Below are 10,952 nucleotides of genomic sequence, written 5' to 3'. Positions count from 1 at the left end.
CTCGCGGGAAATCTTTCGGAGACTTAGGTCACATGAACGAATCAGGTTCGGTGAATTAAGGACGTTGGTCCTAGCGACGGCGGCCGATCCTTCGGCATTCTGTGTGTAGCCACCCGGTTACGGGCAGGTGCATTCGGAGGTATCACGCTTGTTGGCTAGGGAGACGACGATGGAACAGACCAGGATCGGCACGACCGCATCGAATCCAGTGCAACCGCAAGCCGATGCCGCCCGAGCGTCTGCTCCTCACGAGGTTCCGGCTCCTCGCTCCGCTGACGAGCTCAGCGGCCGGCCCCGGTTGATGATCAACCGCGGGAACGCCGCCGGAAGCGGGTTCGTGCTCCAGTCGGAGCGCACCACCATAGGGCGGGACGCGATATCCGACATAGTCGTCGACGACATCACGGTGTCCAAGCAGCACGCCGAGATCCGGCGTCGCGGCAACGGCTTCGTGCTCGTCGACGGTGGCTCGCTCAACGGCACCTACCTCAACCGCCTGCCCGTCGACATCGCGGAGCTCAACGAGGGCGACGAGATCTGGGTGGGCAAGGCCCGTTTCACCTACCGCACCGGGCTGTGAGTCATCCGGTGACTGCGACGGCGCAGTCCGCGTAGTGCACCAGAGCGTGGCTGGTGGACCCCAGCGTCGTGGAACGCACGATGTGGCGTCCCCGCGCACCGATCACCAGGAGGTCGGCCTTCTCCGCGGCTTGGAGCAGCGCTTCGGTCGGCAGTTCGAGGCTGACCTCCTGGTGCAGCTCCACGTCCGGGTCCGACCGCGCCACGCCCGCCAGGCATTCGGCCAGCAACCGCTGGTTGGCCTCGACGATGTCGGACTCGTGGCGCCAACCCCGGCCCGGGGGCAGCGCGTCCGGTGCCCGCGCGGCATCGGCCAGCAGTGCGGTGAGCGTCGCCGAGTGCCTGCGCGCCGCGTCGTGGGCGAAGGCGATGGTCCCGGCGCAGGACGGTGAGCCGTCGACGCCGACCACCACCCGCCGGAGCGGCCGGTCGGCTTCCGGGCCTCGCACGACCACCACCGGTGTGTGCGAGGTTCGGACCAGTTCGCCTGCGGTGGACCCGAGCAGGACCCGGCGGGTGCGGCTCAGCGGCGGCGGGCCCAGCACCAGCAGCCCCATCTGGTCGGTCTCCTCGCGCAGCACCGACGCCGGGTGCCCCATCTGCACCTTGGTGCGCACCAGCAGGTCCGGGAACATCCGCCGGCACTCGGTGGCCATCGCCGCCAGCTCCTGCTGCGCGCACCCGTGCCGCATCACCGGCTGGTCGCCGGTGGTGTGGGTGCGCGTGAGGTCTTCCAGCGGGATCGGGACCGCCCGGACCAGCAGCAGCGCCCGATCGCGGGAGAGCGCCTCCCGAGCGGCCCAGCGCATCGCGAGCCGCCCGGCGTCGGAGTCGTCCGCTCCGACCGCCACGTCTCGGTGCTCTCGGGTTCCCATCGCGGTCCAGCTCACCACGAGAGCCCGCGGCGGGCATGGTCAGTCCGCCGAGGCCGACGTCAGATCCGCGGGACGCAGGGCGATGGTGGCGGTGAGGCCGATGAGGCCGGTGAGCACCAGGTAGCCGCACGCCAGCCACGGCGAGCCGCCACCGGCGGCGATGAGCGCGGTGATGATCAGCGGGGTCAGGCCCGAGGCGTAGATCCCGGAGAACTGGTAGACGAACGACATCCCGGTGTAGCGGGAGCGCACGGGCGCCAGCTGCGCGTAGAGCGTGCCCTGAGGCGCGTAGAGCAGCGCGTGGACCACGCCCAGCACCAGGACGATGATCAGCCCGGACAGCAGGAGGTCCCGGGTCTGGAAGGCCAGGAACGCGGGGTAGACCGACGCGGCGAACAGGCCCGCGCCGAGGGCGTAGGCGCGACGCGGCGTGATGCGGTCGCTGAGGCGGCCGAAGACCGGCAGCAGCACGGCGAGCACCCCGGAAGCCAGCATCACTGAGATCAGCACGCCGTTGCGAGGCAGGTGCAGCGTCGCGGTGGCGTAGGACAGGAAGAACACGGCCCAGGTGTTGAACGCCGCGCCCTCCGCCCACCGGGAGAGCAGGCCCAGCAGCGTGTTCCGGCGGGTGATCCGGTCGCGGAACAGCTCGACCAGCGGGGCCTTCGCGGCACCTTGCGTTTCCCGCATCTTCTCGAACGCCGGGGTTTCGGCCACGCGGAGCCGGATCACCAATCCGATGAGGACCAGCAGGATGCTCACGCCGAACGCGATCCGCCAGCCGTAACCCAGGAACTGCTCGTCGTCTAGGACGTTGCCCAGGAACGCGAACAGCCCGGTCCCCAGGCCGAGTCCGAGCGCGAGACCCACCTGCGGCCACGCTCCGTACCAGGAGCGCTTGCCGGGCGGCGCGTACTCGACCGCCATCAGCACCGCGCCGGCCCACTCGCCGCCGATCGCCAGGCCCTGGACCACGCGCAGCAGCACCAGCAGCAGCGGAGCGAGCAGACCCACCTGCTCGTAGGTCGGCAGCGCACCCATCGCCGCCGTGGACAGGCCCATCAGCAGCATCGTGCTGACCAGCGTGCGCTTGCGGCCGATCCGGTCGCCGATGTGTCCGAAGAGGACACCGCCGAGCGGGCGGGCGACGAATCCGACGAAGAACGTCACGAACGCCAGCATCGTCGACACGGTGGGGTTGTCGGTGGGGAAGAACAGCTTGTCGAACACCAGGCTGGCGGCGGTGCTGTAGAGGAAGAAGTCGTACCACTCGACGGTCGTGCCCATCAGGCTCGACACGATCACGGTGCGCACGTCCTTGCGGGACACGGCGCGCACGTCAGGAGCAGGCTGCTGCAGGCCCGCGGTCATCACTGCCTCCGGTTGAGGTGCGGGGAGGGGGAGGGGGATCACCCGGTCCGCTCGCCAGGGGTCAGCACCCGCGTGAAATCCGTCGAGCGACGGGACGGGCGAGGATCGAGGACCCCGGGACGCGGTGATCCGATGCGGCGCCCGGTTCTGCGCGTCTGGGAACCCGGGGTTTCGGGCCGGGTCCTGGCGGCCGGGCGTCGGTGTTCAGGAGGCGTGACAGGCCGCGGAGGCCACGCGGAGCAGGTCGACGTGGTGGCGCGAGGTCAGCAGTGCGGGAGCGGGCACGCGGCCGAGCTTCGCCGTCCGGTGCCCGCGCGGTCAAGCGGAGCCGCGAACGTCCACGGGCTGAGACCCCGAGTCCGGTCGTTGACATCGTCCGTCGGGCTGACCAACGATGGCGCTCGTGGAACCTCTGACCCGGCGCCGCCACGTGGACTTCCAGCGCGTGGTCACGCAAGCGTGTCGCAGCTGACTCCTTCCTCGTTCACGTCCCATGAACACGTCCACACCGGACTGTTGGAGAAGCAGATGTCCTTGACGTTCCACTGGTTCTTGCCCACCTACGGCGACAGCCGCTACCTCGTCGGTGGCGGCCACGGCACGCCCACGCACACCGCGGGCGGTGCGCGGCCCGCGACGCTGGGCTACCTGGGGCAGATCGCGCGCAGCGCCGAGCAGCTCGGCTTCGAAGGCGCGCTGACCCCGACCGGCGCGTGGTGCGAGGACGCCTGGCTGTCCACCGCGATGCTCGCCGAGGTCACCGAGCGGCTGAAGTTCCTGGTGGCGTTCCGGCCCGGCCTGCTCTCGCCGACGCTCGGTGCGCAGATGGCCGCCACCTTCCAGCGGCACTCCGGTCAGCGCTTGCTGCTCAACGTCGTCACCGGTGGTGAGAGCCACGAGCAGCGCGCCTACGGCGACTTCCTGGACAAGGAGGCCCGCTACGCCCGCTGCGACGAGTTCCTGGAGGTCGTGCGCGGTCTGTGGCGCGGCGACCGGGTCGACTTCCACGGCGAGCACGTCCGCGTCGAGGGCGCTGAGCTGACCCGGCGGCCCGACCCGGTTCCCGCGGTGTACTTCGGCGGTTCTTCGCCCGCCGCGGGCGATGTCGCCGCCAAGCACGCCGACGTGTACCTGACCTGGGGCGAACCGCCCGCCAAGGTCTCCGAGAAGATCGAGTGGATCCGCAAGCTGGCCGCTGCGCGGGGGCGGACGCCGCGCTTCGGCATCCGGCTGCACGTGATCAGCCGCGACACCAGCGCACAGGCGTGGGCCGAGGCGGAGCGCCTGCTCGACGCGCTGGACCCGTCGGTCATCGAGCAGGTCCAGAAGGGGCTGGGCCGCAGCGAGTCCGAAGGCCAGAAGCGGATGCTGGAGCTGCACGAGGGCGCGACCTCGGAGCTCGAGATCTACCCGAACCTGTGGGCCGGAGTCGGTTTGGTGCGCGGCGGCGCGGGCACCGCCCTGGTGGGCAGCCACGCCGAGGTCGCCGAGCGCATCGAGGAGTACCACGCGCTGGGCATCGACGAGTTCGTCCTCTCCGGGCACCCGCACCTGGAGGAGGCCTACTGGTTCGGCGAGGGCGTCCTGCCGATTCTGGAGCGCAAGGGCCTCTGGCGGCACCCCGCCCGCGCCGAGGCCGAGCCGGCTCCGTCCAGCATTCCCTTCGCGGGAACCCCGGCTGCGACGTCCTGACCCGCGCTGACGGATTTCAATGGAGATCGGGGTTCCGATTTCCATTGAAATCCGTTCTCAGGCGCGGCGTGCCGTTGCGAAAGGCATCGCCGGGTCACCTCGAATTCGAGGGCGGTCAGCGGCGCAGCGATTTGATGATCAGCTGACCGATGACCACGTAGACCAGTGCGGCCAGGCCGTAGTTCAGGACGACGCCGAGCACCGCGTCGTCCGGGGTGAACACGTCGCCGAGGCCGAGCACGAGGGTCTTGGCGAGGACGTAGACGACGGAGACGAACTCGTTGCCCTGGTTCGCGTCGAAGACGACGAACAGCACGTGGAGCAGGAAGATCGTGAGCACCACGCTGACCACGACGCGGACGATGTTCGCGATCCGAGCCGAGGTGTCCTCGCGGCGACGCCGTTCTTCGTAGTAGTCGTCGTGCGGAGGCCGGTCGTGGCCGTGCGGCGGGTACGGGGAGCCCTGGTGGGGCGGGTACGGGCCGTGTCCGTGGGGCGACGGGTAATTCATGGGGTCGGATTATGAGTAGTCGGGAGCGGCCGGAACAACCCCGCACCGACGTGATTCTCAGTCGATATCGCGAAGAATTCCTTCCACTTAAAGCGAATTTTCGTCAGAAATCGCGCAGGCCTGGACTTTCCAGAAGTTGGTCCGATTCAACAATCGAACGGGATCCGGAGAACGTTGTCCCGGCGTGATTTCGGAGTTCTCCATTCGTTGCCGGGAAATGTGGGACAGCTCCTATTCGGACGTCGGGGATTGCTGTCATGCTCGCCCGCCGCAGCAGGTCGGGGATGCGAAAAACCGTGCCGGACAACCTACTTCTTCGGATGGCAGATGAACTACGCTCAGCAACAAATGGTGCACGCGCGGCCACCGCATCACCGGCCCAGGAGGCGTCCTCGCGCGGGCAGGAAGATCCTGATCGTGCTGCTGGTCCTCGTGCTGGCGCTGGCCGGTTTCCTGCTCTACGTGGACTACTCGCTCAAGCGCGAGCCCGCGATCCCCGCCTCGGGTGAGCGCCCCGCCGACGGTCCTGGAACCAACTGGCTGCTCGTCGGTTCCGACAGCCGCGAGGGGCTGGACGCCGACCGCCAGGCCGAGCTCGGCACAGGTGACACCGCCGGTCGTCGCACGGACACCGTCATGCTCGTGCACATCCCGCAGGCAGGCGGCAAACCCACGATGGTCAGCCTCCCGCGCGACTCCTACGTCACGATTCCCGGGCGGGGGAAGGACAAGCTCAACTCCGCCTTCGCCTACGGCGGTCCGCAGCTGCTGGCCCAGACCGTCGAAGCATCGACCGGCGTGCGCGTGGACCACTACGCCGAGATCGGACTCGGCGGTTTCGCCGACATGACCGATGCGATCGGTGGCGTCGACGTCTGCGTCAAGGAACCCATGCAGGACCCGAAGGCCAACCTCGACGTGCAGGCCGGGTGCCAGGAGCTCACCGGCCCGCAGGCGCTGGGTTACGTGCGCACCCGCGCTTCGGCGCGCGGCGACCTCGACCGCGTCGAGCGCCAGCGCGAATTCCTCGCTGCTCTGACCGAGAAGGCCTCGTCCCCGGAGGTCTTCCTCAACCCGATGCGGCTGTTCCCGCTGATCCTCAACACTTCCGGTGCGTTCCTGGTCGACTCGGGCGATCACGTCTGGCACCTCGGGAGCCTGGCGTTCGCCATGAACGGGATCGCGTCCGGTCAGGGCGTGACGACCACGGTCCCGATGTCCGGCTTCGGTGAGACCGATGGGGGTGCGTCGGTCGTGAAGTGGGACAAGGAGAAGGCGGGAACGCTCTTCGGCGCCCTGGCCCAGGACGCCCCGGTGCCGGAGGACGTCATCGTCACGGGGATGTGAATCCGGGGAACCGGCGCCTGATCGGAGGACTCCTTTCCCGGTCAGGCGCCGGTGCCTCGTCCCTCAGGCGTCGGCGGCGCAGCGGAAACCGAGGTTGCCGCTCGCGCTGTCCGGGGTGTTCGACGTCCTCGCCGCGACCCGGTAGCGGTTGCAGTAGGAGTCGTGGCACAGGTACGAACCGCCGCGCATCGCGCGGTTCTCGGAAGCCCCGGTGAAGCGGTCCGCGCACCACTCCCAGACGTTGCCCGACACGTTGTGCAGCCCGAAACCGTTGGGCGCGAACGCCTCCACCGGAGCGGTGCCGACGTGCCCGTCCTCGGCGGTGTTGCGCACCGGGAACTGGCCCTGCCAGATGTTGCAGCGGTGCTCGCCGCCTGGAGTCAGCTCGTCACCCCACGGGTAGCGGGCCTGGTCGAGCCCCCCGCGGGCCGCGTACTCCCACTCGACCTCGCTGGGAAGCCGCTTGCCCGCCCACTTGCAGTAGGCGGCGGCGTCGTGCCACGAGACCTGCACGACGGGGTGGTCCCACCGGCCGTCCAGCTCGCTGCCGGGGCCTTCGGGGCAGCGCCACCAGGCGCCGCTCACCCCGCACCACCACGGCGCCTGCTCCGGACGCGGCGACTCCTTGCGCAGGTGTCCCGGCAGGAACTTCGCGAACACGTAGGACCAGCCGAACCGCTCGGACTCGGTCACGTAACCGGTGTCCGCGACGAACTCCGCGAAGCGCGCGTTGGACACGGCGTGCGGGTCGATGGCGAAGCCGCCGACCCGGACCTCGCGGATCGGTCCCTCGGCGTCGTCGGGGAAGCCGTCGGGGTCCTCGGTTCCCATCCGGAACGCGCCGCCCGGCAGCACGACCATGCCGTCCAGGTCACCGCTGCCCCGGGTGACCTGCTGCTGCGGTCCGGTCGTCGGACCGGACCGCGACGGAGGGCAACAGCCCGTCACTCGCCCACACCTCCCGCACTCGAAACGCTCGCGCCGATCGACGTTACCCGCGCAGGCCCTGGTCCGGTCGCTGAGGACTCCAGGGCCACATCCGTGATCCACCCGCCGGCCGCTCCTGATGCCTCGACGCGGCCACCACCGATGCGCGACGAGCGGGCTGGTGCGCGAGGTGCCGGCGTGACGGCGGTTACTCCCGGGAACCAGCGGTGAGCTTGATCCGACATCTCATCCGACGCACCCACTCGCGGATGGAGATGAGATGAGCACCGAGGCGCCCGCCGCTGCCGAGCAGAGCAGCGGCCCCGCCGGGACGTGGGCTGCGCTGCGGCCGCTGGTACTGCGGCTGCACTTCTACGCCGGACTGCTCATCGCCCCGTTCCTGGTCGTGGCCGCCGCGACCGGGCTGCTCTACGTCTTCACGCCGCAGCTGGAGCAGCTGGTCTACGACCGGGAGCTGCACGTGCCCGCGAACCCGGGCACGACACCGGTCGACGACCAGCTCGCGGCCGCGCGCAGCGCGCATCCCGGTGCCTCCCTGATGGCGATCCGACCGGCGCCCACCGCGACCGACACGACCCAGGTCATCTTCACCGCGCCCGATCTGCCGGAGAGCTTCCGCCGCACGGTGTTCGTCGATCCGCACACCGCGGAAGTCCGCGGAATCCTGGAAACCTACGGCGACGGGCAGGCGCTGCCGCTGCGCACGTGGGTGGACAACCTGCACCGCGGCCTGCACCTGGGCGATTTCGGCAGGCTCTACAGCGAACTGGCCGCGAGCTGGCTCTGGGTGGTGGCCTTGGGAGGCCTGCTGCTGTGGTTCCGGCGTCGCCGCACCTCCCGCAAGCGGCTCCTGGTCCCCGAAATCGGCGCAGGCGGGCGCAAGCGCCTGCTGTCGTGGCACGGCGTCATCGGCACCTGGATCGCGCTGGGTCTGCTGTTCCTGTCGGCGACCGGACTGACCTGGTCGCTCTACGCCGGAGCGAACGTCACCAAACTCCGCGAGGTGATGGCCTGGGAGACGCCGACGGTGTCCACCAGCGCGGTTCCGCCGGAGCACCAGGGACATCAGGGCCACCACGGCCACCACGGCCACGGCGGGCACACCGCGCACACCGGCGGCACCGACGTCGGGCCGGAACGGGTGTTGCGAGCTGCTGAGGCGCAGGGCGTGACCGCGCCGGTCGAGCTGACGCCGCCGACCTCGGGCGGTGCCTACGTCGTGAAGCAGGTGCAGCGGCAGTGGCCGACGCAGCAGGACTCGGTCGCCGTCGACGCCGCGAGCGGGCAGGTCACCGAGACCCTGCGCTTCGCCGACTGGCCGGTGATGGCGAAGCTGGCGCGCTGGGGCGTCGACGCGCACATGGGTCTGCTGTTCGGCCTGGTCAACCAGCTGGTGCTGGCGGCGCTGGTGGTGTCGCTGCTGACCACGATCTTCCTCGGATACCGCATGTGGTGGCGCCGCCGGCCCGCCGGTTCCTTCGGCGCTCCCGTCGCGCGCGGGACCTGGCGGCAGGTACCGCTGCGCGTACTGCTGCCGCTGGGCGCCGCGACGCTCGTGGTGGCGTTCTTCCTCCCGCTGCTGGGGATCTCGCTGCTGGCGTTCCTGGTCCTCGACGCCGCGCTGGGGCGGTGGCGGGCCGCGCGCGGCTGACGCGGAACCGTCGGTGCCGGGGGAGTGATGTTCGTCATCCGCTCCCGCGTCACCGGCCCGCGTTCACGGGTGCGCGATCTCGTCGGCGAAAAATGGTTTGACCAGCGTGGATGATTGAAGGCGTCGCGTGCGTTGAAGCCGGAGGTCCGCGCCTGCGCGGACCGTCGCGACGGACGCTCCTGTCAGGACCGGGCGCTAGGCTGTACGGGAGCTCTTGGGGGATGAGCATGTTCGTGATGGGGGCCGTTCGCGCGGCATCCCGGCACCGGATCATCTGACCCTCGGCCGACGAGGCCGGGCTCGAAGCCGTCGTGGTCCCCACCGTCGAGTGGGTCGACCCGGCACGTGATCCGGGCGCCCACCGCCCGAGCGCGCAGAACGCGACGTCGAATCGTCGGCCGGCACCCCGGTCGGCAGGAACAGCGGCCGGACCAGGCCACACACGAGCGAGGTGCACGACAACCCATGACCGAGACGGCCGCTGTCGCCGAGCCTGACCGGCACGCCAGTCCACCGAGAGCCACCGTGCTGCTCAGCGTGCTGGTCGCCTCGGCGTTCGTGATGATCCTCAACGAGACGATCCTGAGCGTCGCCCTGCGCGACCTCACGGTCGACCTCCACGTCTCCACCACCACCGTTCAGTGGTTGACCAGCGGTTTCCTGCTGACGATGGCGGTGGTCATCCCGATCACCGGGTTCTTGCTGGAGCGCTTCACACCGCGTCAGGTGTTCCTGACCGCGATGACCCTGTTCAGCCTCGGCACCCTGCTGAGCGGACTGGCACCCGGCTTCGGGATGCTGCTGGTGGGTCGCGTCGTGCAGGCGTCCGGCACCGCGGTGATGATCCCGCTGCTGATGACCTCGGCGATGCGGCTGGTCCCGGTGGAGAAGCGCGGCGCCACGATGGGCACGATCACGATCGTCATCGCCGTGGCCCCCGCCGTGGGACCGACCATCGGCGGCGCGGTGCTGGCCTCGCTGGGCTGGCGCTGGATGTTCTGGATCGTGCTGCCGCTGGCGCTGATCGCGGTGGCCGTCGGCGCGGTGTGGATGCGCCTGGACAGCGAGACCCGCGTGGTCCCGCTGGACCTGCTGTCGGTGCTGCTGTCGGCGGCAGGCTTCGGCGGCCTGCTCTACGGGCTGTCGGCGATCGGTGAATCCGGTGGCGGGCACACCGTTCCGCCGTGGGTGCCGCTGGTGGTCGGGGCCGTGTCGCTCGTGGTGTTCGTGGCCAGGCAGCTGCGGCTGCAGCGCGAGGACCGCGCGCTGCTGGACCTGCGGCCCTTCACCTACCGGCCGTTCGTGGTGGCGTTGGTGCTGGCCGCGCTGCTGTTCATGTGCCTGCTGGGCGCGGCGGCCATCCTGCTGCCCCTGTACCTGCAGACGGTGCTCAAGACCAGCACGTTCGTCAGCGGTCTCGCGGTCCTGCCGGGAGGTCTGCTGATGGGTCTGATGGGTCGGCCGGTCGGCCGGCTGTTCGACCGCATCGGACCGCGTCCGCTGGTGATCCCGGGTGCGGCTGCGATGGCGACGGCGCTGTGGCTGTTCGCCACGCTGAGCCCGGATTCGCCGCTGGGAGCGGTGATCGGCTTCCACGTGCTGCTCTCGCTGGGACTGAGCCTGATGATGACGCCGCTGATGACCGCGTCGCTGGGGTCGCTGCCCGACCACCTGTACTCGCACGGCAGCGCGATCCTCGGGACGCTGCAGCAGGTCGCGGGCGCGTTCGGCACGGCGGTGTTCGTCACCGTGTCGTCGCTGTCGTCGGCCAACCCGGCGGGCATCCCCGACGCGGCGGGCCTGCGCACGGCGTTCGTCGTCGCGGGTGTCATCGGCCTCGCGGCCTTCGGCACGGCGCTGTTCATCCGCAAGGTCGACGGAGCGAGCACCACAGCCGCGGCCGCGGCGCACTGACCGCCCAGCACCGAAAGCCGCTGGCACAACTCGAAGACCGCACGGACGAGAGAACCGGGGACGC

General features: G+C 70.0%; 10 protein-coding genes. 5 read left to right on the top strand and 5 right to left on the bottom strand.

Going from position 1 to position 10,952, the window contains the following annotated elements; all coding sequences use genetic code 11:
* Positions 1-169: 169 nt before the first annotated feature.
* Positions 170-580, top strand: coding sequence for an FHA domain-containing protein (locus FHU35_RS20010; protein ID WP_145741991.1), 411 nt, complete (start codon positions 170-172; stop codon positions 578-580).
* 1 nt (position 581) lies between these two features.
* Here FHU35_RS20010 and FHU35_RS20005 read toward each other — a convergent pair whose 3' ends face one another.
* The 3 genes from FHU35_RS20005 to FHU35_RS30445 form a co-directional block, all read right to left on the bottom strand.
* Positions 582-1,454 (bottom strand): universal stress protein, encoded by an 873-nt coding sequence (locus FHU35_RS20005; protein WP_145741989.1) that lies wholly within the window; start codon positions 1,452-1,454, stop codon positions 582-584.
* 39 nt (positions 1,455-1,493) lie between these two features.
* Complete coding sequence (locus tag FHU35_RS20000; protein WP_145741987.1) at positions 1,494-2,825, bottom strand: MFS transporter; 1,332 nt, start codon at positions 2,823-2,825, stop codon at positions 1,494-1,496.
* A 204-nt stretch (positions 2,826-3,029) separates the two neighbouring features.
* Complete coding sequence (locus FHU35_RS30445) at positions 3,030-3,110, bottom strand: putative leader peptide (protein ID WP_425474165.1); 81 nt, start codon at positions 3,108-3,110, stop codon at positions 3,030-3,032.
* A gap of 243 nt (positions 3,111-3,353) precedes the next feature.
* On the opposite strand from FHU35_RS30445, the gene FHU35_RS19995 reads away from it, so the two are divergent.
* The gene (locus tag FHU35_RS19995; protein WP_145741985.1) at positions 3,354-4,517 is read left to right on the top strand and encodes an LLM class flavin-dependent oxidoreductase; all 1,164 of its coding nucleotides are present in this window, start codon (positions 3,354-3,356) and stop codon (positions 4,515-4,517) included.
* 115 nt (positions 4,518-4,632) lie between these two features.
* Here FHU35_RS19995 and FHU35_RS29975 read toward each other — a convergent pair whose 3' ends face one another.
* Positions 4,633-5,028, bottom strand: a complete 396-nt coding sequence (locus FHU35_RS29975; RefSeq protein WP_246110436.1) for a hypothetical protein — start codon at positions 5,026-5,028, stop codon at positions 4,633-4,635.
* Between the two features lie 327 nt (positions 5,029-5,355).
* On the opposite strand from FHU35_RS29975, the gene FHU35_RS19985 reads away from it, so the two are divergent.
* Positions 5,356-6,375, top strand: a complete 1,020-nt coding sequence (locus tag FHU35_RS19985; protein ID WP_145741983.1) for an LCP family protein — start codon at positions 5,356-5,358, stop codon at positions 6,373-6,375.
* 63 nt (positions 6,376-6,438) lie between these two features.
* Here the strand turns inward: FHU35_RS19985 and FHU35_RS19980 are convergent, their stop codons facing one another.
* The gene (locus tag FHU35_RS19980) at positions 6,439-7,323 is read right to left on the bottom strand and encodes a formylglycine-generating enzyme family protein (RefSeq protein WP_425474159.1); all 885 of its coding nucleotides are present in this window, start codon (positions 7,321-7,323) and stop codon (positions 6,439-6,441) included.
* Between the two features lie 259 nt (positions 7,324-7,582).
* On the opposite strand from FHU35_RS19980, the gene FHU35_RS19975 reads away from it, so the two are divergent.
* Positions 7,583-8,974, top strand: a complete 1,392-nt coding sequence (locus FHU35_RS19975; protein ID WP_145741979.1) for a PepSY-associated TM helix domain-containing protein — start codon at positions 7,583-7,585, stop codon at positions 8,972-8,974.
* A 465-nt stretch (positions 8,975-9,439) separates the two neighbouring features.
* Positions 9,440-10,888, top strand: coding sequence for a DHA2 family efflux MFS transporter permease subunit (locus tag FHU35_RS19970; protein WP_145741977.1), 1,449 nt, complete (start codon positions 9,440-9,442; stop codon positions 10,886-10,888).
* The last annotated feature ends 64 nt before the right edge of the window (positions 10,889-10,952 follow it).

It is taken from the genome of Saccharopolyspora dendranthemae (assembly GCF_007829955.1).
Lineage (GTDB): Bacteria > Actinomycetota > Actinomycetes > Mycobacteriales > Pseudonocardiaceae > Saccharopolyspora > Saccharopolyspora dendranthemae.
Note: the sequence above shows the minus strand (reverse complement) of the source record. Positions and strands in the feature narration are given on the sequence as shown.